Source organism: Streptomyces sp. NPDC056452, from assembly GCF_042796085.1.
Lineage (GTDB): Bacteria > Actinomycetota > Actinomycetes > Streptomycetales > Streptomycetaceae > Streptomyces.
Genome location: NZ_JBHTRI010000003.1, coordinates 68,768 through 93,775, shown reverse-complemented (window position 1 = coordinate 93,775; position 25,008 = coordinate 68,768). Strand labels below are relative to the sequence as shown.

The 25,008-nt window shown below is 71.3% G+C and carries 16 protein-coding genes; 8 read left to right on the top strand and 8 right to left on the bottom strand.

What is annotated here, in order from left to right; translation table 11 throughout:
• Window positions 1-174 precede the first annotated feature (174 nt).
• Window positions 175-936, bottom strand: a complete 762-nt coding sequence (locus ACFQ6X_RS04215) for a DUF6585 family protein (RefSeq protein WP_383175608.1) — start codon at window positions 934-936, stop codon at window positions 175-177.
• A gap of 36 nt (window positions 937-972) precedes the next feature.
• On the bottom strand, window positions 973-2,067 hold the full coding sequence (locus tag ACFQ6X_RS04210) for a M20 family metallopeptidase (RefSeq protein ID WP_383175605.1): 1,095 nt from the start codon (window positions 2,065-2,067) through the stop codon (window positions 973-975).
• Between the two features lie 167 nt (window positions 2,068-2,234).
• Between ACFQ6X_RS04210 and ACFQ6X_RS04205 the strand changes: the two genes are divergently transcribed.
• Together ACFQ6X_RS04205 and ACFQ6X_RS04200 are read left to right on the top strand one after the other, a co-directional pair.
• Window positions 2,235-3,161: a LysR family transcriptional regulator gene (locus ACFQ6X_RS04205; protein WP_383175602.1), complete on the top strand. Its 927-nt coding sequence runs from the start codon at window positions 2,235-2,237 to the stop codon at window positions 3,159-3,161.
• Between the two features lie 513 nt (window positions 3,162-3,674).
• A complete protein-coding gene (locus ACFQ6X_RS04200) occupies window positions 3,675-7,073 on the top strand; it encodes a CARDB domain-containing protein (RefSeq protein WP_383175599.1) in 3,399 nt (1,132 codons plus the stop codon).
• Between the two features lie 77 nt (window positions 7,074-7,150).
• On the opposite strand, the gene ACFQ6X_RS04195 is transcribed toward ACFQ6X_RS04200, so the two are convergent.
• Window positions 7,151-10,318: an ATP-binding protein gene (locus ACFQ6X_RS04195; RefSeq protein WP_383175596.1), complete on the bottom strand. Its 3,168-nt coding sequence runs from the start codon at window positions 10,316-10,318 to the stop codon at window positions 7,151-7,153.
• Between the two features lie 160 nt (window positions 10,319-10,478).
• Here ACFQ6X_RS04195 and ACFQ6X_RS04190 point away from each other — a divergent pair, with 160 nt between their 5' ends.
• Complete coding sequence (locus ACFQ6X_RS04190; RefSeq protein WP_383175594.1) at window positions 10,479-11,522, top strand: helix-turn-helix domain-containing protein; 1,044 nt, start codon at window positions 10,479-10,481, stop codon at window positions 11,520-11,522.
• Between the two features lie 50 nt (window positions 11,523-11,572).
• Here ACFQ6X_RS04190 and ACFQ6X_RS04185 read toward each other — a convergent pair whose 3' ends face one another.
• The 3 genes from ACFQ6X_RS04185 to ACFQ6X_RS04175 all read right to left on the bottom strand — a co-directional run bounded on the left by ACFQ6X_RS04185 (window position 11,573) and on the right by ACFQ6X_RS04175 (window position 16,658).
• Window positions 11,573-13,354 carry an AAA family ATPase gene (locus ACFQ6X_RS04185; RefSeq protein ID WP_383175591.1) on the bottom strand — a complete coding sequence of 594 codons (1,782 nt, stop codon included), beginning with the start codon at window positions 13,352-13,354 and terminating at the stop codon, window positions 11,573-11,575.
• A 65-nt stretch (window positions 13,355-13,419) separates the two neighbouring features.
• The gene (locus ACFQ6X_RS04180) at window positions 13,420-15,675 is read right to left on the bottom strand and encodes a HelD family protein (RefSeq protein WP_383176163.1); all 2,256 of its coding nucleotides are present in this window, start codon (window positions 15,673-15,675) and stop codon (window positions 13,420-13,422) included.
• Window positions 15,676-15,845: 170 nt separating this feature from the next.
• A complete protein-coding gene (locus tag ACFQ6X_RS04175) occupies window positions 15,846-16,658 on the bottom strand; it encodes a peptidoglycan DD-metalloendopeptidase family protein (protein WP_383175588.1) in 813 nt (270 codons plus the stop codon).
• Between the two features lie 182 nt (window positions 16,659-16,840).
• Here ACFQ6X_RS04175 and ACFQ6X_RS04170 point away from each other — a divergent pair, with 182 nt between their 5' ends.
• From ACFQ6X_RS04170 to ACFQ6X_RS04160, 3 genes are all read left to right on the top strand, one after another.
• Complete coding sequence (locus tag ACFQ6X_RS04170) at window positions 16,841-17,920, top strand: GH25 family lysozyme (RefSeq protein ID WP_383175585.1); 1,080 nt, start codon at window positions 16,841-16,843, stop codon at window positions 17,918-17,920.
• Window positions 17,921-18,024: 104 nt separating this feature from the next.
• Window positions 18,025-18,210, top strand: coding sequence for a hypothetical protein (locus ACFQ6X_RS04165; protein ID WP_383175582.1), 186 nt, complete (start codon window positions 18,025-18,027; stop codon window positions 18,208-18,210).
• A 101-nt stretch (window positions 18,211-18,311) separates the two neighbouring features.
• Window positions 18,312-19,286, top strand: coding sequence for a hypothetical protein (locus ACFQ6X_RS04160; RefSeq protein ID WP_383175579.1), 975 nt, complete (start codon window positions 18,312-18,314; stop codon window positions 19,284-19,286).
• A 9-nt stretch (window positions 19,287-19,295) separates the two neighbouring features.
• On the opposite strand, the gene ACFQ6X_RS04155 is transcribed toward ACFQ6X_RS04160, so the two are convergent.
• A complete protein-coding gene (locus ACFQ6X_RS04155) occupies window positions 19,296-20,258 on the bottom strand; it encodes a hypothetical protein (RefSeq protein ID WP_383175576.1) in 963 nt (320 codons plus the stop codon).
• A 173-nt stretch (window positions 20,259-20,431) separates the two neighbouring features.
• On the opposite strand from ACFQ6X_RS04155, the gene ACFQ6X_RS04150 reads away from it, so the two are divergent.
• Both ACFQ6X_RS04150 and ACFQ6X_RS04145 read left to right on the top strand, forming a co-directional pair.
• On the top strand, window positions 20,432-20,713 hold the full coding sequence (locus ACFQ6X_RS04150) for a heavy-metal-associated domain-containing protein (protein WP_383175572.1): 282 nt from the start codon (window positions 20,432-20,434) through the stop codon (window positions 20,711-20,713).
• Window positions 20,714-20,791: 78 nt separating this feature from the next.
• Window positions 20,792-23,059 carry a heavy metal translocating P-type ATPase gene (locus ACFQ6X_RS04145; RefSeq protein ID WP_383175569.1) on the top strand — a complete coding sequence of 756 codons (2,268 nt, stop codon included), beginning with the start codon at window positions 20,792-20,794 and terminating at the stop codon, window positions 23,057-23,059.
• A gap of 29 nt (window positions 23,060-23,088) precedes the next feature.
• On the opposite strand, the gene ACFQ6X_RS04140 is transcribed toward ACFQ6X_RS04145, so the two are convergent.
• Window positions 23,089-24,768, bottom strand: a complete 1,680-nt coding sequence (locus ACFQ6X_RS04140) for a protein kinase (RefSeq protein ID WP_383175566.1) — start codon at window positions 24,766-24,768, stop codon at window positions 23,089-23,091.
• Window positions 24,769-25,008: the final 240 nt, after the last annotated feature.

The following is a 25,008-nucleotide window of genomic DNA, read 5'->3' as shown; positions in this document are numbered from 1 at the left end:
ACGGCCGGGCGCACGACGGGTCGGGTGGGCCGTCTGGTCCTGGTTCCCCGAGCCAATGGGGCTCCACAGGAGCCCCATTGGCTCTCTGGGTTCCTGCAGGCAAATTGCGCCTCCTCGGCTGACCGTCCGCATGCTCCCCGTTCCGCCGCTGGTCGAGGCTGGTCCCCGGACCGGTTACGGACCGGTCGTCCGGCGTCCGTCGAGGTTCTCCGCGAGCGTGAGTAGGACGGCGAGGTTGGCGATGCTCTTCACGTCGCTCCTGCTCCAGGGGGTGGCGTCGCCGGTCTTCATGATGTGGACCCTGCCGTTCTCCACGTTGATCCGCTGGAAGTCGGCCCAGAGCAAGTGGTCCCTTCTGCCGGCGGTCATGCCGGTCCGGGAGACCTCGAAGTTTCCGAACCTGACCGTCCCGCCCTCCAGGACTGCGCCCAGAGCCGTCGGCCCCTGGGCCCGCACGACGGCCTCCTGGATCCATGGCCCCCACGCACCGGGGCGCTCGTAGAACTCCGTGAGTGTGGCGTTGTCTCCTCCGGTCGGGGGGAGCAGCGTGTAGACGTACGTGATGGGGCCGGGAATCCCGTTGATGATCTTCTGGCTGACGTTCGTGTAGAGCTGCACGGAATCCCAGCGCAGGACGATCAGGCCGTCCGCCGACTGCGGGTTCATGATCATGCCGTCATCGAACAGGTAGAGGCGCTTGGAGGCCTGCTTCCTGCTGAAGTTCGGATAGCGGCGCAGCCACAGGAAGAGCAGCAGGGCGGGTATCACGAGGATCAGGAGATACGTGAGCGTGAAGATGTAGAGGGCGAACATCATGATGCCGAGGCGCTGGGGGGCGAAGGCGGCCCTGAGTTCGCCGAGCTCGTGACGGGCGGCCAGTTCGGCGACCTCTGGCGGCAGGGGGGACGGTGCTGATGCGGGTCTCTGCTGTGTCATGAGCCTCTGCTTCGTTTCGGGTGAACGGAAGGCGGGTCATCGCCGTGTCCGGGCGATCAGTTGGGCGAGCAGGCGGGTGCGCGGAATCAGCTGGGAGACATCGACGTGCTCGGTGTCCGCGTGGGCCCCGCCGCCGACAGCGCCCAGGCCGTCCAGCGTCGGACAACCGGCGCCCGCGGTGCAGTTGCCGTCGGAGGCGCCGCCGACCGCCATGCCGTGGAGCGGTTCCTGGCCCAGGTCCGAGGCGATCTCCGCAGCCAGGGCGAACAGTGCGGCGGAGGACTCCGGTTCCAGGGGCCGCCGCCTCATGCCTCCTCGTACCCTCAGCCGCGCTCCGCTCGTCCGGGGGGTCAGTGCGCGGAGGAGGCCGTCGATCTGCTCCTGCGCCGCCTGGCTCGGTACGCGCACGTCCACCACGACTCTTGCCAGCGCGGGCACGGTGTTGAGGGTCGTGCCCGCCGACAGCAGCGTGGGTGTGACAGTCGGTGCTCCGAGGACGGAGTCGGTCAGGTTCAGCGAGGCGCCGAGACCGGCGATGGCCAGTACCTGATGGGCGGCCTCGATCGCGGCGTTGACGCCCTTCTCCGGCTCCAGGCCGGCATGGGCGGCCCTGCCGTGCACCACGACCTCGTACCGTGAGGTGCCCTTGCGTGCCGTCTTGAGTGCGCCCCGCTCGTTCGCGGACGGTTCGAGAACGAGGGCGGCCACGCAACCCCGTGCGGTTTCCTCGATGAGCGTCCGTGAGGTGGGGGAGCCGACCTCCTCGTCCCCGTTGACCAGTACGCACACGCCGTCCAGGGACGACAGGGAGGCCAGGGCGTGGAACATCTGGACCAGCCCCGCCTTCATGTCCAGCACCCCCGGACCCCGGGCGATGCCGTCGGCCACCGACCAGGGGCGGGACTTCAGCGAGCCGGTCGGCCACACCGTGTCGTGGTGTCCCAGCAGGAGTACACGCGGCGGCCCGAAGGACCAGCGCAGATGGCTGACGCCGTCGATCACGAGCGTCTCCGGCGCGGTGCCGAGCAGTTCCGTGCCCAGGGCGCCGACCACCCGGGCGCTGCGGGCCAGCGCAGCGTGATCGGCCGAGAAGGACTCGCAGACCACGAGTTGCTCCAGATCGGCCAGCATCGCCGGTAATCGGAGTGTGCTCCCGTCCGTCACCGGCCGTGCCCCGAACCGCTGTTCCCTGACACAGGCATTCTTTCCCCGCTATCTCCCGAACCGGAAACGTGATGACGCGCACGACGCTAGGACGTGGCCACACATTCCACCAGCGACTAGATTGCATCGGAGTCATGCCTGGAGGGAATGTGTTCGAGACCGATGCGCTGCGTCTGCTGGTGACGGTGGCCGAGACAGGGTCGTTCACCAAGGCCGCGCTGCAGCTCAGTTACACGCAGTCCGCCGTGTCGCGGCGCATCGCCTCGTTGGAACAGCAGGCGGGCGGGCCACTGTTCGAGCGGCTTCCCAGGGGTGTGCGGTTGAATCCCGCCGGTCGCGTGCTGCATCGGCACGCCGTGGACGTCCTGGGGTCTCTGTCCAGGGCGGAACACGAACTTGCCGCGCTGCATGCCGGCCGCGGCGGAGTCCTGCGCGTCGGTGCGTTCGCCACCGCCAACATCTCCCTGGTGCCCGGCGCCCTGCGGGAGTTCAAGCAGGCCAGGCCCGATGTGGAGGTCACCGCGGTCGAGGGGCGGAGCAGCACCCTGATGCGCCACCTCACGGAGGGGGCACTCGACCTCGCCGTGGTCAGCGACTACCCGTCCGGTCTTCCCACGGCCGAGGGTGTCACGACGACGGCTCTCCTCGGGGACGAGCTGCTTGTCGCGCTCCACCACGGGCATTCCCTGGCGGGAGCCGGGACCGTCGACCTGCGCGACCTGCGCGACGAGGTCTGGCTCCAGGACGCGCCCGCCGACAGCCCCACCATGCTCGCCGACGCGTGGGCCAGGGCGGGCTTCAAACCCAGGAAGATCATCAGGATCGCGGAGTGGGCGGGGAAGTTCGGCTACGCCGCCGCCGGGCTCGGGGTCGCCCTGGTCCCCTCGCTGGCGACCCACGCGGTCCCGGCCGGACTCGTCCTGTGCCGGCTCGGCGACCTCCCCCCGCACCGGACCGTACACATTGCACTGCCCGCCGCCCCGGTGCCCGCGGCACTGAAGCTGCGGGACCTGCTCCACGATGCCGCCGACCGGACTGCGGCGACCGCCAACCGGGCGTGAGTCCCGCCCCTTGAGCTACGCGTTACGGGCCGGCCGGCCGTGACTTGGCGATCGCCACACCCGACAGGCTGCTGTGCCATGGGAGTTGACGCGGGTTTCCGGTCCCGGCCCCGGTCGTGGCGCCACGAATGGCGAGGGCCGCGGTACGCCGTGGACGGCTTCGCTCGTCGCCTCCGTTCCTTTGCGATCCGCCTGGTGGCGCTGAGCTGCGCAGTTGGTGGGTGTGAGGGGGGTGCCTGTGTGAGGACCGTTGACAAAAGCGTGACCTGCTAGAAACCTGTCACCTCGACACCGCAAAATATTGACCGGATCACTCAAAATCCTAGGCAATGAACGCGAGTTTCCGGCGGGTGGCCTGCCCTTCCCCCTGCCGGCGTCCCCGATCGTCCCCCCATCGGTGTACCGGCAGCCCGCACCCGGCCGTCGCCGACCGCGTGACGCAGTACGCGCCGTGCGGTCGGTGACGCGTTGCTGTGCCCTCCCGGTCCCGCAGCCCACGGAACTGAGGACAGCATGAGATGGAAGCAACTCGGACGGCGGTTCGCCGTCGGAGCGGTGACAGCCGCACTGATGACCGTCGGGCTCCTGCCCGTCGCCGCGTCGGCGGCCGTCCGGAGCCCCGACCTGGCTCTCGGTAAGCAGGCGACGACCAGCGGGTCGCACGGCGCCTACCCGGCGTCGAACGTCACCGACGGCAGCCAGCAGACGTACTGGGAGAGCCCGGGCACGTTCCCGCAGTGGGTCCAGATCGACCTCGGCAACCGGTTCGACGTCGACCAGGTGGTGCTGAAGCTGCCGACCACGTGGGAGGCGCGGACCCAGACACTCGCCGTCCAGGGCAGCACGGACGGGAGCAGTTTCAGCACCCTGTCCGCGTCGGCCGCCCGGGTGTTCAGTCCTTCCGCGGGCAACACCGTCACCATCGGCTTCCCCGCGAAGGAGGCGCGGTACATCCGGGTGCAGGTGACCGCCAACACCGGCTGGAACGCCGCACAGCTCTCCCAGGTCGAGGTCTCCGGCGAGGACGGCGGGGAGGATCCCGGCCCGCCTGCCTCGGACGGATCCAACCTGGCACTGAACAAACCGATCGAGGCTTCGTCGGTCACGCAGACCTATGTGGCGGCGAACGCCAATGACGACAAACTCTCCACGTACTGGGAGTCGAACGGATACCCCTCGACGCTGACGGTCAAGCTCGGCGCCGACGCCGACATCGAGGCCGTCGTCGTCAAGCTCTCCCCGGACCAGGCATGGGCGACCCGCACGCAGAGCGTCCAGGTGCTCGGCCGTGCCCAGGACGCCACGGGATTCACCTCGCTGAAGGACCGGGCCGACTACTCCTTCAACCCCTCCGGCAACCAGAACACGGTGACCATCGCGGTCAGCGGCCGGTACGCGGACGTGCAGCTCAAGTTCTTCTCCAACACAGGTGCGCCCGGCGCCCAGGTCGCGGAGATCCAGGTTGTCGGGACCGCCGCCCCCAACCCCGACCTGACCGTCTCCGAGCTGACGTGGTCGCCCGCCACGCCGTCCGAGAAGGACGACGTCACGGTGAACGCCACCGTGCGCAACACGGGTACGGCCGCCGCCGCCGCGACGACGGTCGACGTCAGCCTCGAAGGCCTGGTCGCCGGCAGTGCGTCCGTGGGCGGTCTCGCCGCCGGAGCCTCGGCCACCGTGCCGGTTGTCGTCGGTAAGCGCCCGATGGGCACCTACAGCGTCTCGGCGGTGGTCGACCCGACCGACACGATCGTCGAGCAGGACAACAGCAACAACAGCCGCACCGCCGCGTCGAAGCTCGTGGTCTCCCAGAGCCCCGGCCCCGACCTCGAGGTACTCGGCATCACGTCCAGCCCGTCGAATCCCGCCGTGGGCGCCGCCGTGACCTTCACCGTCTCCGTACACAACCGCGGTACCACGGCTGTGAGTTCCTCGACGGTCACCCGTCTCCTGGCGGAGACCACCACCCTGAACGGCACGACCGGGGCCGTTCCCGCCGGAGGCACGGTCACCGTGCCCATCAGCGGAAGCTGGACCGCGAAGAGCGGTGGGGCCAACCTCACCGCCACCGCGGACGCCACCGGAGTCCTCACCGAGACCAACGAGAACAACAACGTCTTCTCGCGCGCCATCGTCGTCGGCCGTGGGGCTGCGGTCCCGTACACCGAGTACGAGGCGGAACAGGCCGACTACGCAGGCACGTTGCTGAAGGCCGACCAGGAGCGCACCTTCGGGCACACCAACTTCGCCACCGAGTCCTCGGGCCGCGAATCCGTGCGGCTGAACTCCACCGGCCAGTACGTCGAGGTCACCTCGACCGTGCCGTCCAACTCCCTCGTGGTCCGCAACTCCATTCCCGACGCACCCGGTGGCGGCGGGACGGAGGCCACGATCAGCCTGTACGTCAACGGCACCTTCGCCCGGAAGCTGACCCTCTCCTCCAAGCACAGCTGGCTCTACGGTGACACGGACAGCCCCGAAGGCCTGACCAACCAGCCGCAGGCCGACGCCCGCAGGCTGTTCGACGAGTCCAACGCCCTGCTCGGCCAGACCTACCCCGCCGGTACGAAGTTCCGTCTCCAGCGCGACGCGGGCGACTCGGCCTCCTTCTACATCATCGACCTCGTCGACCTGGAGCAGGTGGCGCCGCCTGCCGCCCAGCCGGCGGGATGCACGTCGATCACCACCTACGGTGCCGTCCCGAACGACGGAATCGACGACACGGACGCCATCCAGCGGGCAGTGACGGCCGACCAGAACGGTGACATCGGCTGCGTGTGGATCCCGCAGGGCCAGTGGCGGCAGGAGCAGAAGATCCTGACCGACGACCCGCTGAACCGGGGCCAGTTCAACCAGGTGGGCATCAGGGACGTCACGATCCGCGGCGCGGGCATGTGGCACTCCCAGCTGTACACCCTCACCCAGCCCCAGAACGCGGGCGGCATCAACCACCCGCACGAGGGGAACTTCGGCTTCGACATCGACGACAACACCAAGATCTCGGACCTGGCGATATTCGGTTCCGGCACCATCCGCGGCGGAGACGGCAACGCCGAGGGCGGAGTGGGTCTGAACGGACGCTTCGGCGACGACACCAAGATCACCAACGTGTGGCTGGAGCACGCGAACGTGGGCGTGTGGGTCGGCCGTGACTACGACAACATCCCGGACCTCTGGGGACCGGGCGACGGTGTCGAGTTCACCGGCATGCGGATTCGCAACACGTACGCGGACGGCATCAACTTCGCCAACGGCACGCGCAATTCGACGGTGTTCAACTCCTCGTTCAGGAACACCGGAGATGATGCGCTGGCCGTGTGGTCGAGCAAGTACGTGAAGAACCCGTCGGTGGACATCGGCCACGACAACCACTTCCGCAACAACACCATCCAGCTGCCCTGGAGGGCCAACGGCATCGCGGTCTACGGCGGTTACGGCAACACGATCGAGAACAACATCATCTCCGACACGATGAACTACCCCGGCATCATGCTGGCGACGGACCACGATCCGCTGCCCTTCTCCGGACAGACACTGATCGCCAACAACGCGCTCCACCGCACGGGCGGGGCATTCTGGGGCGAGGCCCAGGAGTTCGGTGCCATCACCCTGTTCGCGGCCGGTCAGGACATTCCCGGCGTCACGATCCGGGACACCGACATCCATGACTCGACCTACGACGGCATCCAGTTCAAGTCGGGCGGCGGGTCCGTGCCCGGAGCGCAGATCTCGAACGTCCGTATCGTCAATTCCGTCAACGGGTCCGGAATCCTCGCCCATGGAGGTGCGCGGGGCAGTGCGACCCTGACCGATGTGACCATCAGCGGATCGGCCGACGGCGACGTCGTGGTCGAACCCGGATCACAGTTCGTCATCAACGGCAGCGCCGGTCAGGCGTCCACCCGGAGGTAGATCCGGTCCTCGGACCGGGCACGACCCGGCCCCCGGCCGGCGCGCTTTCGGAGCGCGCCGGCCGGGGGAGCGGCGACTCACCCTCCCGTGACGGGGCTCCCCATGTGCCCCCTCGCCCGTGCCGGTGGCGATCCGTCCGCCTGCGCGGCCCTGGCGGCGACGAGCTCCTGTGTCAGCCGTCGCATCCCCTCCAGTATCTGAGGGTCACGCGCCAGCGACCCCGTGTCGGCACACTCGCGCAGTGCCTCGTCCGCCTCGGCCAGCCGCCCGCAGCGCAGCTCGACCTCGGCGAGCCCCACCAGCGCGTACGGCAGTACCCACGAGGTACCCAGCGAACGGGCCAGCCGGACCGCCGCGTCGGCCAGTGCCGTCGCCCGCCGGTGATCGCCCACCAGAAGTTCGGCGCCGGCCAGATTGCTCTGGTCGAAGGCGAGGACCGTAGGGTCCCCGGTACGCCGTGCGACCGACACCGCGCGCCGCGCGCAGTCCCGTGCGGCCTGCGTCCGGCCCTCCTCGCGGGCCAGTTCACCGACGACGGAGAGTGCGCTGGAGATCAGCGCCGCATCGCCGGTCCGCTCACCGGTCAGCAGCGCCGCCTCGGCCGCCCCGCGGCTCTCGCGTACCTGCCCGGAGGTCAGCAGCGAGGCGGCACGGATCGTGAACAGGCGGGACAGCACCGGATCGCGGTCCTCCTCGGGCAGCCGGGCGGCCTCCAGCTCCGCCCGGCGCAGTGCGGCCATCGTCCCGTCGGGCCGCCCCGCGTAGAAGCTGAGCGCGCCCTCGGCCAGATGAAGACCGACCCGGTCGGCCACCGTGGACCGCTTCGGTGAGGGTGCCTCACCGAGCACCGCGAGGCCTTCGAGCGGTCGCCCGGCTCGGCCGAGCACCTCGGCCAGGGACACGGCCGCGCGCAGCGCTCCGGTGTGTTCGGCGGCCGCCGCCAGATCCCGGAGCGCACACCGCAGTACCTCCTCCGCCTCCGCATACCGCGCCGCCCTGCGGAGCACGTTCCCCCAGGCGAGCCGTGCGTCGGCGGCCGCGACCCTGTCCGTGGTGTCCAGTTGGGCCACCAGTTCGCGGTAGTAGTCGCCGGCACTGTCGTTGGCGTACAGGGCGGCGGCGCGGTCGGCGGCGGCCCGGAGGAAGGCCGGCGCCCGTGAGTCGTCCGCCACCGACATATGGAAGGCGAGGGTGTCGACGGCATCGGGACGCAGTCTGAGCACGGTGTCGGCATACGCCTGATGGAGGCGCCGTCGCGCGGCCCTGCTGAGCTGCTCCGCACACGCCAGGCGCACCAGCGGGTGGCGGAAGGCGTAGCCGAGTACCTGACGGCTGCCGAGAACCACATCGCGTTCCTCGACAATGCCGGAACCGGCTGCCGCATCGAGCGCCGACACGACCTCGGCCCCGTCCAGCGGCGGATGCAGCCCGGCGGAGGTGACGGCCTCGAGCTCGGCGAGCGAGACCGCGGTGCCGCCCGCCACGGACAGCGCCGCCAGGGTGCGCCGGGCGTCCCCGGGCAGCCGGGCCAGCCGCCCGCCGACCAGGCGCCGGATGCTGTCCGGGACAGCGTCCGCGGCCGGCTCGGCGGTGGTGCGGTGGCGGGGCCCCATACGTTCCAGGTCCGATTCCGGACTGGTCGTCAGTTCCAGGGCGAACAGCGGGTTCCCGAGGGAGAGCCGGAAGATGCGGGAGGCGGTACGACGGTCCTCCGCCGGTCCGCCGCGGCCGGCAGCCGCGGCGGCGAGCCCCGCGCAGTCGGCACGGCTCAGACGCAGCAGATCGACCTCCACCGCCATCCGCTGCCGCAGGATGCCGTCGAGCACCTGCTGCCGCACGTCGTCCGGGTCGAGGGTGTCGTCGCGGCAGGTGGCGATGAACCGCCATCGCCTGGCCTGCGCGGTCCGCACCAGGTGATGCAGCAGGCTCAGCGAGCCCGGATCGGCGGCGTGCACATCGTCGAGGACGACGAGGACCGGCCGGGTGGCCGCAAGGTCGGTGAGGACACCGGCGACCGCCCGGAACAGCCGGGCGCGCTCCTCCTCCGGGCTCGCGGCTGCCGGCGGCCCGCCGCCCAGGGCGGGCAGCAGGGCGGCGAGGCCGCTGTGTTCGGCGCTGACCCGGGAACGCTCCTCGGCGCTGCACCCGGCGAGGTGACCGTCGAGCGCGTCGGCGAACACCCCGTACGGCGTCTGCCCCTCCGCCTCGTGGCTCGTACCCCAGAGGACACACACCCCCTGCGCCGCCGCTCGTCGCGCCGCCTCCGCGACCAGCCGGGTCTTCCCGATCCCCGCCTCACCGCGCACCACGACGAGCGGGGTGTCCCCGGCCGACGCCGAGGCGTGCTCGGCGAGCAGCGCCAGCGGGCGCTCGCGGCCGAACAGCGGGAGTCGTTCCGGACGGCGGATCGCGGGCGGCAACGGCGTGGCCTCCGGCACGGTCCGGGCGATCGGTGCCGCACCGAGCGCGTCCAGTGCGGACAGGGCGGTACGGTGCAGCGCCTCCAGCGCGGCGCCGGGACGCACCCCGAGCTCATCGGCGAGCGCCTCACGGCAGGCGTGGTACTGGCGGATGGCCTGGCGCGGCCTGCCCATGTCGTACCAGGTACGGGCCAGCAGCAGGTTCAGGGGCTCGTCGGCGGGGGAGCGGTCCACCGCCTCGCGCAGCACACCGACCGCCTCCTCCGTGCGACCGTCGGCCAACAGCCGCTCGGCCAGGGCCGGTACGAGCAGTTCGCGCAGCACCTCGATACGGCGACGGCGCTCCCCGGCCCAGTCCGCGTACCGGTCCTCCGGCAACAGCTCCCGGTCCAGGACCTGCAGCGCCTCGCCGATCGCGTCGGCGTTTCCCGAAGCGAGCGCGGCGCGCCCGGCCTCCTCGGCCTCGTCGGCGTCGACCCGCACCCGGTCCGGCGCCAGGAACAGCAGATCGCCCTCAGCGACCAGATAGGAGGAAGGGACCCGCGGTGCCAGCTCGGGCTCCAGCGCATGGCGTGCGGCATGCAGGGTGACACGAAGATTCCGTACCGCCGCGTCCATCGGGGCGTCCGGCCACAGCAGATCCATCACCTCCTCGCGATGGCGCCGCAGACCGGGAGCCACCGCCAGCAGCTTCACCAGGGTCTGCGCGGTGCTGCGCCGCCAGCGGCGGGGAATCGCCACGCCGTCGTCACGGACCGCCGCGAAGCCCCCGAGGAGGTGCAGGGACAGCATCGGGGCGCGTGAGAGTTCGACCGGTCCTGGCATGCGCACACCCCAAACGATCAACGGGCACTTGTACGGCTGCTGTGTACACGTCGGGCGTTACTGAGGTGTTACAGCGGGCGGGGCCTCCCGTTCGAGCCGGTTTCGCCCGCCCTCGCAGGCCGGGACCCTGGAGCAGACCGTGCCGGGCCAGGGAGGGATCGTGGTGTTCGAAGCTCTGGGACTGACCGAGGAGGAGACACGGGTCTATGCGGAGCTCGTACGGCAGGGGCCCTGCCGGATCGACCGGTTGCCCGCGCTGACAGGACTGCCGCCCGAGCGGATCGAGGTGTCCCTGACCGGTCTGGCGGCCCAGGGCCTGTTGACCAGGACGGAAGGTGAGGAGCCCCGGGTGATCGTCTCCCCGCCCGACATCGCGGGCGAAGTCCTGCTGCTGCGCAGAATGCAGGAGCTGCACGTGGCCCGCGCGGCCATGGGCCGGCTCGCCGCCGCGTACCGAACCACCGCGGAGCAGCGGAGGACCGACTCCGTGCCGGTGGAGTTCACCCCCGGAGCAGCGGTCTCCCAGCGGTTCGACCAGCTCCAGAGCAATGCGCGCAAGGAGGTCCTCATGTTCGACATCCCGCCGTACGTGTCCCTCGCCGGTGGCCTCGACCTGCTTGCCAACGACCGCGAGATCGAACAGCTCTCGGCAGGGGTGCGCTACCGGACGATCTACGACCGCCGGGCACTCGAGAACCCCGGCGCTCTGGGCCGGATCAGCCGGTACGTCGACGCGGGGGAGGAAGCACGGTCGGCCCCCAGGCTTCCCATGAAGATGGTGATCGTCGACCGCGAACTGGCGATCCTGCCCGCGCCCGGAGACGGTCCGGGCGCCCGGAGCGGCTCCGCCCTCGTCCGCCCGAGCCCGCTTCTCGACGGCCTGATCGCCTTGTTCGAGCAGTTCTGGGCGGTGGGGCTGCCCCTCACGCCCGTCGCCGGATCGCCGGACACCGCGGTGTCGGAACTGTCCGAGCAGGACAGACAGCTGCTCATCCTGCTGCTCAGCGGAATGACCGATGAGGGGATCGCCCGGCAACTGGGACTCGGCAGACGTACCGTGCTGCGCCGGGTCAGAGCGCTGATGGACCGGGCGGGTGCGGAGACCCGCATGCAACTCGGCTGGTGCGCGGCGCAGCGCGAGTGGACCGGGCAGGCACGGACCCCGGGGACAGGGAGTGAGGACGGCCCCCGGGAACGGCGCTGAGGGGTCGCCGTAACGTACGCGCCCCACCTGCAACCGCATCGTCCGCACCGTCACCCGGGGCGCGAGCCCTGAAGCGGCCGGGCACCGGCCGTCCACGCCGAGCCGGCGGCAGCCACCGCACGCCCGACACGCAGCGCGACCGTGTACACGGGGCCGTCCGTGCCCGGCACGGCCCGCACCCAGCCCAGGCACAACGCCTGGTCGAGGCCGGCCAGGATCCGCGCACGCGCTGTAGGGTCGGCCTTCCGGGTGAGAGCGGCGCGCGCCAGGCCCGACGCGTGCGGCGAGATCAGCGCCACCACCTCCCGCACCTGCGGTGCCTCCCTCCGCAGCCGCCCCGTGGCCAGACCCGCACTGCCACGCACCACATCCACCGCGCACAGGGGATTGCCCCCGGAGAGTGCGAAAACCTCGCGTCCCGTATCGCCCCCACCTGCCAGCCGCGCACACTGCGCCTCGCTCAGCCTCCCGAGCACGAGCCGGTGCGCCGCACCGATATGGCCCGGCCACCGGCGCTCCGGGCTGCGGCAGGCCACCACGAATTTCACCGGGAGCCGAGCACACCGCGTCACGAGCCGGCGCAGCGCCTCCACGGCAACGGGACCGGCCAGTTCCAGGTCGTCCAGGAGCAGGACGACCGGACGGGACCGGGCCAGAGCGGTCACGAAGGCGCACAGGTCCGTGACGCTCGTCTCGTCCGCCCGCGCCATGTCCCCGTACAGGGAGGGCAGTACGGCCGCGAGGTCAGGGTGCGCCAGCGCGACTGCCGCGCGGGCGTCCGCGTGCAGGCTCTCCACGAATGCGTCGAAGGGGGCGAGCACCGCCCGGTATCCGCTGTCCATGCCGGTGAAACTCCCCCCGCTGTGCAGGACATGGGCTCCGCTCCGGCGGAGCCGGGCCGCCGCTTCGGACAAGGTCCGGGACAGACCGATGCCCGGTTCGCCCGTGAGCTCCACGACCGGGGGGCCGGCTCGACGCGGGAGCGCGGTGAGCATCGCCAACTCGGCCTCACGGCCCACGAAACGTGGCAGACCACCGTCGGAGGGCGCGATCGGGAACGGGGCCGAGAGGGCCAGCGCGAAGAGGTCGCGGAGCGGCCGGTCCGGCTCCGTGCCGCAGGAGTCGACCAGCGCGCCGCGGTGCGCGTGATAGCGCTGCACCGCCTCGCCGTGGCGGCCCGACGCGATCAGGCGTTCCAGGAGCACGCGGCAGACGTCCGCCGCCAGCGGGTCGGCAAGGAGAACCTCCCTCAACACGTCGTCGAGCGACTCGTCCAGCGGATCCCACGACGATCCGGGAGCCGCGACAGGCCCCTGGCCCGCACAGGCGACCGCCAGGGTCCGCCGCAGCTCACGGTGGGCCTCACGTGCGGCCCGTACGAAGGGTTCGTGGTCGTCGTCCGGCAGCAGTTCGGGCAGCAGCGTCCGGACCAGCCGGTGCAGCTCGCGCGGTCGGGCGCCGACCGCCGCATCGCGGACCGCGACGAGGTCCACCCGCACCCGCCCGCGCGTCAGTTCGACCGAACCGTCCTCGCCGGACACGACGTACGAGGACGGCGCCCTGGACGGCAGGTCCGGCTCCAGGGCGCGCCGCACCGCGTGCAGCGCCACCCGCAGGCTCCGTGCCGCCGACACCCGATCGGCCCGGGGCCACAGCAGGGCGGCCAGCCGGGAGCGGTGCATCCGCCCGCCGTCCGCCAGCGCCAGGGCCTTGAGCAACCGCCGGGCACCGGGCCGGGACCACCGCCCGGCCGGGACCGTCTCACCACCGCACTCCACCCGGAAGCCGCCGAGCACCCGGATGGTGACGATCTCCACCGCTGACGGGCTCACCGCATTCCCTCCGTGCGCCGGACCATGATGCCGCGCCACGGTAGGAAGCCCTCATTACCCGCCCATTACCCGTTCGTGCCCAGGGCCGCCGGGGCGCCGCCGACCGGCGCCGTCAGCGCTGCCGGCAGCTCCTCCCGGTGAACGATGCCCAGGCGCTGCGTGGCGCGGGTCAGCGCCACGTACAGATCGCTGGTCCCGTACCGGGCGGGCTCCACCACGAGCACATGGTCGAACTCGAGCCCCTTGGCCTGGCGCGGGTCGAGCAGCACCACCGTACGGGTGAGATCGGGCTCCTCACCGGCCGTGACACCGTCCAGCGGAGCGGCGATCTCCTCGTGGAGCGCTGCCGGCGCGATCACCGCGAGGCGTCCCTCCTCGGGCATCAACTCAGCGACCGCCAGCGCCACCGCGCCCGCCAGGTCCTCGCCGGAGTTCCGCGTCCACGGCGCCTCACCGGTCGACCGCACGGAGCCGGGCGGCTCGAAGGACGGGTCCGCGGCCCGTACGACCCTGGCGGCGAGCTCCATGATCTCGGCAGGCGTACGGTAGTTGACGCCCAGCCTGACGTGCTCGTAGCGGTCACCGACGTAAGGCTGCAGGATCTTGTCCCACGAGCCGACCCCGGCTTCCTCGGAGGTCTGCGCCGGGTCGCCGACAAGGGTCAGCGAGCGGGTCGGCGAGCGGCGCATCAGCAGCCGCCATGCCATCGGCGACAGCTCCTGTGCCTCGTCGACGATGATGTGCCCGAACGCCCAGGTCCGGTCGGCGGCGGCGCGTTCGGCGGCGCTGCGGTGATCGGCCTCCTCGTGCCGCTCCGCCATGCGTTCGGCGTCGATGATGTCGTGGGCGGCGAGGATCTCGGACTCCTCCTCGTCCTCGAACTCGTACGTCTCCGAGCCCCGCGACATCTCCAGTACGGCCTGCGCGTACGCGATCCGCTCCTGGCGCCCGGCCTCGGCGGCGGCCCGCTCGGCACTGTCGTCGGCCCCGAGCAGTTCGGCGGCCTCGTCGAGCAGCGGGACGTCGGCGGGGGTCCACCCCCCGTCGCCCGGAGCGCGCCGGATGGCGTCGGCGTCCTCGTCCGGTACGTACACGGGCTCGGCCAGATAGTCCGTCAGGAACTCCTCGGGGGTGAGCTCGGGCCAGAGCGCGTCGATGGCGGCGTGCACCTCCTCGCTGACGGCGACGCCCTTGCCCAACTGGGCCAGATCGTCCGGGCCGAGGAAGTTGGGGCCGCCGTACGGGTCCGCACCGAGGCGCTCACCGAGCTGCGCGGTGAGGGCGTCGATGATCCGGAAGGCGAAGTGCGGGCGGGCGAGGTTGTGCGGGAGGCAGGTATCTCGGGCCGCCTGCCGGGCCTCGTAGGCGATCTCCCAGTCGAGGACGAGGTCTCCGTCGTCGTTCGGGATGATCAGCGGGGCGCCGGGCTCGGGCAGTTGCTGCCGGTCGCGTACGGCCAGGGCGAGCGCCTCGGCCATCGGCTCGCCGCCCTTGACGGCGGCGGCGCGGGGCGTGTCGGTGCCGCGTGCGTGGACGCCGGGGAAGAGCTCGGCCTGGGTGGCGAGCAGGACACCGGTCTCGCCGAGCGCGGGCAGCACCTCGCCGATGTAGCGCAGGAAGGCGGGGTTGGGGCCCACGATCAGGACGGCACGCTTGGCGAGCAGCTCGCGGTGCTCGTACAGGAGGAAGGCTGCCCGGTGCAGCGCGACCGCCGTCTTGCCCGTGCCCGGGCCGCCCTCGACGACGAGTACACCGCGGTGCGGGGCGCGGATGATCCGGTCCTGCTCCGCCTGGATGGTCCGCACGATGTCGCCCATGCGGCCGGTGCGGGCGGAGCCCACGGCCGCGAGCAGCACGGCATCACCGCTCGGGTCCTCGAAGCCGGTGCGCTCCCGGTCCCCGAGGTCGAGGATCTCGTCGTGCAGCTCGGTGACGACGCGGCCCTCCGTGGTGAGGTGCCGGCGCCGGCGCAGCCCCATCGGTGTGTGCCCGGTGGCGAGATAGAAGGGGCGGGCGACCGGCGCACGCCAGTCGATCAGCAGGGGAGTGTGCTCGGTGTCGTCCTCGCGGATCCCGATCCGGCCGATATGGTGCGTGTCGCCATTCGCGAGGTCGATGCGCCCGAAACACAGCGACCCGTCCACCGCGTCGAGGGCAGCCACCAGGCCCGAGCGTTCCGCGACACGCACATCGCGTTCGAGGCGCGCCTGCAGGCCGGTCCCGACCGGCGTCAGCGCCTCCTCGACGGCGTCCGATGCGGCCCCGCGCAGCACGTCGACACGGTGATGGAGCCGGTCGACGTATTCCTGCTCCTTCTCCAATTCGACGCTTTCCCGATTTGACAAAATAACTCCCTGCCGGATACTGTGTTTCTTGTGGCCCCCTGTGTGGGGCCTTTTCTGTGGGCACACAGAAAGAACTCAATATACGTGAGGAAATCCCCGGTCCGCAATTGCGGACCGGGGATTTCCATGTGCACCGAAGGGGTGGGTCAGTCCCAGCGGTCCTGGTTGATGAAGTGGCCGAAGCCGCGCCAGGAGTTGGGGCCCATCACGCCGTCGATCGGTCCGGTGTAGCCGTTGGCGGCGGCCAGTCGTTGGACCGCTGACCAGGAGTTGGGTCCCATCACTCCGTCGATGGGCCCGGTGTATCCCCAGCTACGCATGTTCCTCTGGAGAGCTGCGTACGTATTGGCCCCGGGTGCACCGTCGATCGGGCCGGTGTAACCGGACTCGATCCGCAGCCAGTTCTGCGTCCGCTTCCACATGACCGGACCCGGAACACCATCCTGCTCCGTCGTGGTCTTCGGCAGTCCGCCGCCCCCGCCGAGATAATCGAGTGGGTTGACCCGGGTACCGCCCGGGGTGATCAGATGCCAGTGGACGTGCGGTCCGGTGGAGCTCCCCGAGCCCGGGGCGCCGACGGCACCCCCGGACCGTCCGACGACGGCGCCCTTGCCGACCGAGGTCCCGTTGGCCAGCAGGAACTGCGACAGATGCATGTACTGCGTCCGGTACCCGTCGCTGTGGGTGATGGTGACGGTGTGTCCACCCGTGCCGTTGTCCGGGATGTTGGTGACGACACCGGCACCGGCGGTGGGCAGCGCGGTGCCGACGCCCATCCCGTAGTCGAGCCCGCCCAGGGAGCCGCTGTTGAGGTGATCCTGCCAGGTGCCCGTCATCTGGTAGCCGCTGAACGGGTTGTAGATGTCCAGGGCATGGGCGGCGGTTCCCGAGAACAGAACGCCGCCGGCAGCCAGGCCGAGCGTGGTGACCGAGCCGCGCAGCAGGGTGCGGCGGCTCATCTCGAGCCGTGGCCGATCCTGTCGGCCGTCGTCGGGCCGATGGTTCTCACACACAGCAACTCCCTTATGTATTAGGTGACTTGAGCTGGCGGAGGAACGCGGTGCCACGGTAGCCTACGCGCATAGATGTTGATAAGGACATGTCACGGTTGCTGTGTGGGCCCGTCTCCACCGGAGGAAGCATGCACAGGAGAACCTTGATCCGTGGCGCCGTCGCGACAGCCCTGGCCCCGGCCGGCATCGTCACGGCCTCGCGTGCCGCGGCCGGTACCGGCCGCGCTCCCGCCGCCGATGTGCAGGGCGTGGACGTCTCGAACTACCAGCTCGGCATCGACTACGCCCGTGCCGCCGGAGAAGGCCGGAGTTTCGTCATCGCCAAGGCCGGGGGATGCCAGCTCGCCGAGGGCCCCTACGCCACGTCGTCGTACGCCGGCCATGTGGACGGAGCCCGCGCCGCGGGTCTGCGGGTCGGGCACTACTGGCTGTCGGGAGACTTCCTCACCCCCACCGCCGCCGCGGACTACTTCGTGGACCACCTCCACGACTACCGGGTCGGTGACGTGCTCGCGCTGGACGTCGAGGTGCTCGACGACTCCACCCGGCTGTGGAACGACACGGATGTGTCCACCTGGTTCCACCGGGTACGGGAACGGGTCGGCGCCTACGTGCCCTGGTTCTACATCGGCGCGGGCGCACTGCGGGCCGGTACCTGGAGCCGCACCGTCGCCGCCGGCGCTCACCTGTGGGCGGCCTCCTGGGGGCCCAACAACGGCACCTATCCCGGCGCGCCCGACCTCGGCGGCCGCTACCCCGACTGGGCCGCCCACCAGTACACCTCCGTCGGATCCGCAGGCGGAGTCTCTCCCGTCGACCTCAACCTCGCCCGCTCCTGGGCCTTCGACCTCACGGAGCCGACCGACCCGCCGCCCGGAGGGGACGCGCTGCCGAAGTCGACGACGGAGCAGGATGGTGTTCCGGGTCCGGTCATGTGGAAGCGGACGCAGAACTGGCTGCGGATCGAGTCCGGTTACACCGGCCCGATCGACGGTGCACCCGGGGCCAATACGTACGCAGCTCTCCAGAGGAACATGCGTAGCTGGGGATACACCGGGCCCATCGACGGAGTGATGGGACCCAACTCCTGGTCAGCGGTCCAACGACTGGCCGCCGCCAACGGCTACACCGGACCGATCGACGGCGTGATGGGCCCCAACTCCTGGCGCGGCTTCGGCCACTTCATCAACCAGGACCGCTGGGACTGACCCACCCCCGGTCAGCGCAGGCCAGGGCTCCTCGCAGGGCCTGAGCGGATCCCCACCCCACCGGGGTGAGGCGCGGATCGTCGTGCGGTACGCATACTCGGTTCATGAACAAGCACCGGCAACTCGCCGACTTCCTCCGGGCGTTCCCGGGCCGACTGCGGCCCCGGGGCGTCGGGGCGCAGTCCTGCGGTGAGCGGCGCCGGGTGCCGGGGCTGCGGCGGGAGGAGCCCCGAACGTACGTGGGCCTCAGCACGCCCCACCGCGTGCGCACCGCCCCGCGCACCAGCTGATCCGAGCCCCCGCCGGCACCACCGCCGGCGCCTCCCGAGTACCCACCCGACCACCGGCGCCGCACCGCGGCTGCCGCATGCCCGAAATCGGTGAAGGAACCATGTCCAGGACAAGCATCAAGATCACCATGTCGGCCGTTCTGATGGCCACGGCCACCCTCACGGCTGCCGCGCCGGCCGACGCCACGCATGTCAGGGGGCCCCTGACGGATGTACGGGTCGCCACCCACTTCGACCCGTCCGCGGGGCAGATGCCGGAGAACATCACCGTGCTGCCCGACGGTACCGCGGCCGTCACCTTCGCCGGCGCCCGACAGGTGGCTCTGGTCACCCCCGGGGGAGCTACTCGCATCCTGGCGACGCTGCCCGCACCCGCCGACGGCGGAGTCGGGGCGCCGGTCCTCGGCTTCCCCCTGGCCACCGGCATCGTCCGTACCCCGGACGGCACCGTGTACGTGCTGTACGCGACCGGCACGGCCGACCTGACGGGGCTGTGGCGGCTGCGCCCGGGGCAGGCCCCGCAGCGCATCGCCGCGCTGCCCGCCGACGGCCTGCCCAACGGGCTGGCGCTGGACCGGCACAGCAAGCAGCTCTACATCACGGACTCGGTGCTCGGCACCGTGTGGACCGTCCCCACCACCGGTGGTACGCCCACCGCATGGTCCACCGCTCCCGAACTCGCCTCCAACGGCTTCCTCGGAGCGAACGGCGCGAAGGTACGCGGCGGCGCGCTGTGGGTGACCAACCTCGACCGGGGAACCCTCCTGCGCATTCCGATCCGCTCCGGCAACCGTGCGGGAGCGCCGCAGGTCAAGGCATCGGGCTTGGCCGGCATCGACGACTTCACCTTCACCGGGCGTGGCGACGAGGTCCTCGCCGCACTCAACGCACCCAACACCGTGGTGCGCATCAGCCCCGACGGCACCAGCAGCACGGTGCTGGACGCCGGCGACGGACTGCAGAACCCCACCTCCGTCGCACTGCGCGGCAGGGACGTGTACGTGCTCAGCGCCGCGTACACCACGGCCACACCCGATCCCAACCTGCTGCGAGCGCACCTGCGCAACCACCGGTGAAACCCTGGTTCAGTGCGTGTGGCCGCCGTCCTCGTGCTCCGTCGTGGGCTCGGCGGGCTGGGGGGAGACCGCTGCCGCTCCGGCCCGGACGGTGAAGGCCGCGGTGCGGACGGTGCCGTTGTGCTTGAAGTCCAGGAAGAGGCGGTAGGTCCCGGAACTGGGGGCCGTCGCGGTGAAGGAGACCTCCGGACCGGGCTCGGTGCTGCCGTCGCCGGGCTCGCCGTTGGGGTGGACGTGCAGGTAGGCGAGGTCACCGGCGCGCAGGGCGACGAGGTGTCCGTAGGCGGCGAGGTAGGGCTGGAGGTCGGTGACAGGGCGGCCGCCCCTGCGGACGTCGAGCCTGAGGTCTTCCGCAGCGCCGGGGCGAAGCGTCCCGTTCAGGGTCACGGTGTAGCCGTCGACCGTGGCGGTGCGGGACGGCTTGGGGAGCTCGGCGGGTTTGTAGGCGCCGGCTACGGCGAGATCGGCGCCGAGAGTGAGGTCGGGGGCGTTCTTCGCGCCGGGGGTGAAGTCCGCGAATACCCGGTAGTCACCGGCGGCAGCGAGGGTGACGGGGGTGCTCCAGGTGCCGTCCGCGGCCCGGGTGGGGTGCAGATGCCGATAGGTGGCCAGGTCCCGTGAGGCCAGGATGAGGTGGAGTTCCTTGTCGTGCTCGCGCTGGTACGTGGTGACCGGCTTGCCGGACCGGTCGCGTACGGCGAAGCGCAGTTCGCCCTCCTGCGCCGCCTTCAGGCGCGGGGTGAAGAGATCGAGGGTGTAGCCGCCTTCGGAGATCTGGAGCCCTCCGGGCGGTGACTCCGCATGTTCGTTGCCGTCGCCTCCTTGCTCCGGTGCCGCGCTGTTCATGTGGTCGGCCTGCGGCGCCGGTTCGGTGCCGCCCAGGGGGCCGACGGTGTTGCCGAGGCCGTAGGCGGCGCCGAAGGACACGGCGAGCGCTGCGGTGAAGGACGTGATCTTCCCGGCGGTCTTCATGGCTGCTCCTTGTCGTCCGGGCGGGCTCCTGGGCGGGCCCACCTTCATCAGGTTATACCCCCATGGGGTATCCGCAAGGGTTCTGCGCCGGCTTGCGCAAGATACGGGAGGGGGGTATATCTGGAGAGGAAGAAGATACCCCATAGGGGTATCGAGATCTGAAGGGGGAACCCATGTCCTGGTTCACTTCCGACGGCAGCCGCCCGACCGGCCCCGGCACCACCACGACCGGCGCCGCGGGCCGCACAGCCACCGTCTACCGCGTGTCCGGCATGACCTGCGGGCACTGCGGGACCGCTGTCACGAAGTCGGTCGGAGCGCTGGAGGTGGTCGTGTCCGTGGATGTCGACGTGGCCGCAGGCCTGGTCACCGTCACCGCCGGCGGACTGCCGGACGACACGGCGATCGCCGCGGCGGTCGACGACGCGGGATACGAGCTGACCGGCCGCGTCTGACCGGCGCCAACCGCCCAGGCCTCCACCGGACCCGTACTTCCGGCCCGGGTCCCACCCCGCCGAACGAGGAGCAGGCACATGACCACCAGGACTCCGGGCGCCGCCCAGGTAGAGCTCGCCATCAGCGGCATGACCTGCGCCTCGTGCGCGGCCCGCATAGAGAAGAAGCTCAACCGCATGGACGGGGTCGAGGCCACCGTCAACTACGCCACCGAGAAGGCGAAGGTCACCTATGGCGACGACATCTCGGTCGAGGACCTGATCGCCACCGTCGAGGCGACCGGCTACTCCGCCCAGGAACCCGCCCCGCCCCGGACCGGCAACGGCGAGGACGCCGCGAGCGGCCCGAGCGACGACGAGCGTGCCGACAACGAACTGCGGCCGCTGCGCCAGCGCCTGGTCACCGCGGTCGTCCTCGCCGTACCCGTCGTCGCGATGGCGATGATCCCCGCCCTGCAGATCGAGTACTGGCAGTGGCTCTCGCTGACCCTTGCCGCGCCTGTCGTCACGTACGCGGCCTGGCCCTTCCACCGCGCCGCCCTCACCAACGCCCGGCACGGCGCGGCCACCATGGACACCCTGATCTCCGTCGGTACCGGCGCCGCGTTCCTGTGGTCACTGTGGGCGCTCTTCCTCGGAACGGCCGGCACACCAGGCATGACACACCCCTTCGAGTTCACGATCGCGCGCAGCGACGGCTCGGGGAACATCTATCTGGAGGCCGCGGCGGGCGTCACGGCCTTCATCCTGGCCGGCCGGTACTTCGAGGCCCGCTCCAAGCGCAAGGCGGGGGCCGCCCTCAAGGCACTCCTGGAGCTCGGCGCCAAGGAGGTGACCCTGCTGCGCGGCGGACTCGAAGTCACCGTGCCCACCGCGGATCTGCGGGTGGGCGACCGCTTCCTGGTCCGACCCGGAGAGAAGATCGCCACCGACGGCACCGTCGTCGAGGGGTCCTCCGCCGTGGACGCGTCGATGCTCACGGGGGAGTCCGTACCCGTCGAGGTGTCCGTCGGCGACACCGTCACCGGGGCGACACTGAACGCCGGGGGCCGGCTGGTCGTCGAGGCCACCCGGATCGGTGCCGACACCCAGCTCGCCCGCATGGCCGCACTCGTCGAGGACGCGCAGAACGGAAAGGCCGCCGCCCAGCGCCTCGCCGACAGGATCTCCGCGGTGTTCGTGCCGGTCGTCATCGGGCTCGCGCTCGCCACGCTCGGCTTCTGGCTCGGCAACGGCACCGGCCTCACGGCCGCGTTCACCGCAGCCGTCGCCGTGCTGATCATCGCCTGCCCCTGCGCGCTCGGCCTGGCCACCCCGACCGCCCTCATGGTCGGCACAGGCCGTGGCGCCCAGCTCGGCATCCTCATCAAGGGCCCGGAGGTACTGGAGACCACCCGCAGGGTCGACACCATCGTCCTGGACAAGACCGGCACCGTCACCACCGGCGTGATGACCCTGGTCGGCGTGCACACCGTCGGTGACACGGACGAGAAGGAGGTCCTGCGACTCGCCGGCGCCCTGGAGCACGCCTCGGAGCACCCGATCGCCCGAGCGGTCGCGACCGGAGCGGTCGCGAAGGCCGGGGCCCTGCCCACCCCCGAGGACTTCGCCGGCGTCCCCGGGCTCGGCGTGCAGGGCATCGTCGAGGGCCATGCCGTCCTCGTCGGCCGGGAGAAGCTGCTCACCGAGTGGGCCATGGACCTGCCCGCGCAGCTCAGGAGCGCCAAGGACGACGCGGAGAAGGCCGGGAGGACCGCTGTCGTCGTCGCCTGGGACGGTGAGGCGCGTGCCGTCCTGGAGGTGGCCGACGCGGTCAGGGAGACCAGCCCCGAGGCGATCCGGCGGCTGCGCGGACTGGGCCTGACCCCGGTGCTGCTGACCGGCGACAACAAGGCCGTCGCCGAATCCGTGGCCGCCGAGGTCGGCATCGGCGAAGTCATCGCCGAGGTCATGCCCGAGGACAAGGTGGCCGTCGTCAAGAGGCTCCAGGCGGAGGGCCGCAGCGTGGCGATGGTCGGTGACGGCGTCAACGACGCCGCCGCACTCGCCCAGGCCGACCTCGGGCTCGCGATGGGCACCGGCACCGACGCCGCCATCGAGGCCGGCGATCTGACCCTCGTACGGGGAGACCTGCGGGCCGCGGCCGACGCCATCCGGCTCTCCCGCAAGACACTCGGCACCATCCGCTCGAACCTGTTCTGGGCCTTCGCCTACAACGTGGCCGCCCTGCCGCTCGCGGCCGCCGGACTGCTCAACCCGATGATCGCCGGAGCGGCCATGGCCTTCTCCTCCGTCTTCGTCGTCGGCAACAGCCTGCGCCTGCGCGGCTTCCGCGCCGCGGACTGAGCCGGGCAGGGCGTGCGGGGCCCCGCTGGTCAGGCGTGGAAGCCGTTGCACACCACGGACGTGTACTCCGTCGGCCCGCCCTCGACGTGGTAGAAGACCACCGTCCAGTCGCCCCTGTCGTCGCCCACCGGGATCGCGTCGACGACCCGGTCGCCGAAATGGGCCCGGAAGTCATCGGGGTACCGAAGGGTGACGGTGCCGTCGGACGACCACCGGGAGTAGACGTCGAAGGGCTTGCTCGTGAAGCCGATGCCCTTGCCGACGGACGTGGTGGGCCGGCCTGTGGCGCGGTCCGTCTCGTGCGGGGGCCGCACTCCCACCGCCAGGTAGTACGGCGCCGGCCGTTCGCCCTCCCCGGACTCCTTGGGGCGCAGCGTCACGGTGGCGGTGTCCGATCCGGTGGTGTGGGAGACGCTGGACTGCAGGTTCATCGACAGCCGGTCCATCGAGAGACTCGCCGGATCGCAGGAGCCCATGCCGTAGCCGGCCTCACCCGCGTCCTTCGAAAGGGTCCAGCGGTCCTTCGATTCACGGTCGTTCAGGATGTGGTCCGGTGGCCCGGCCGGAGTCGACGGTGCGGTGGACCCGGGCCGGGACGAGGTGTCCAAGGCGCCCGATGCCCCGGAACCTCCGGTCGACCCGCCGTGCGGCCCGGTGAGCTGCCAGACCACCGCGGACGCGGCGAGCGCGACCGCGCAGACCGAGAGCCCGAACGCCCTTCGGCGAGCGGGGCGTGCCGTATCTGCTCCGTCGTACGGTGTGGGGCCGACAGGAGCCCGCGGAGGTGCCGCCGCGTCCTCCCCCTCCGCCACACCGTCCGGCAGGACCGCGGTGCGCGCGGCCTCACGCACCGGGACCGGGTCGTCCTCCCGGAACAGCGAGCGGTAGTGGGGGTCCGTCGCCAGTGCCGTGTCCACCGCGCACCGGGCGATCACCGCCGCCGGATCCGGCCGGTCCGCCGGGTCCTTGGCGACACACTCCCGGATCAGCGCGGCCAGCACCGGCCGCACCCCCTCCAGGTCGATGTCCTCGTGCACGGCCCGGTAGCTCACGACCGCCGGATCGCCGGAGCCGTACGGAGGTCTTCCGGTCACCGTGTACGCGAGCGTCGCGCCCAGGGCGAAGACGTCCGCCGCCGGGCCGGCCTCGTTGCGCAGTACCACCTCGGGTGCCGCGAACCCCGGCGTCCCCGGTGCCATGCCGTCCCTGGTGATGAAGGTCTGATCGAGCCCGCGGGCGATCCCGAAGTCGATCAGCTGGGGTCCCTGCGGCGAGAGGATCACGTTCTGCGGTTTGAGGTCCCGGTGGGTGACCCCGTGGACATGGACCGCGGCCAGCCCCTCGGCGAGTGCCGCGAACAGCCGCAGGGCGCTGTCCGGCGGGAAGGGCCCTGCGGCCGTCACCGCCCCGCGCAGCGTCGGCCCCGGTACGTACTCGGTGGCCAGCCAGTAGGGGGAGGCGTCGAGGGACGCCTCGATCAACTGGGCGGTGTACGCGCTGCGTACCGTCTCCACGGTGGCGGCCTCGCGCCGGAACCGGGTCAGTGCCTCGGGATGATCACTGATCTCGTCCCGGATCACCTTCACGGCCACCAGCCGCCCGCCCGGCGACCGGCCGAGATACACCTGCCCCATTCCGCCGGCGCCGAGACGGGCGAGTAGCCGGTACGCGCCCATGCGCGAGGGATCCTGGGGCCGCAGATCATCCACCGGCACGACTGTGCCACATACGTGCACCCCCGGACCGGGCGTCCGGGAATCGGTACGGCCCCGCGCGGGCAGCGCCGGGGGCCGGGGAAACGAGGCCGGAAGTGACGGTGGCCGAGCGTGCCTCGGGCGAGAACGGGTACGCGTCGTCCCGGCCGGCTTCCCCGAAGCACCGCCCGATCCGCTCCACCGCTCCCGCCCGGGATGCGAAGGCAGCCCAGGGAACCGAGGATGCCAAGAGGG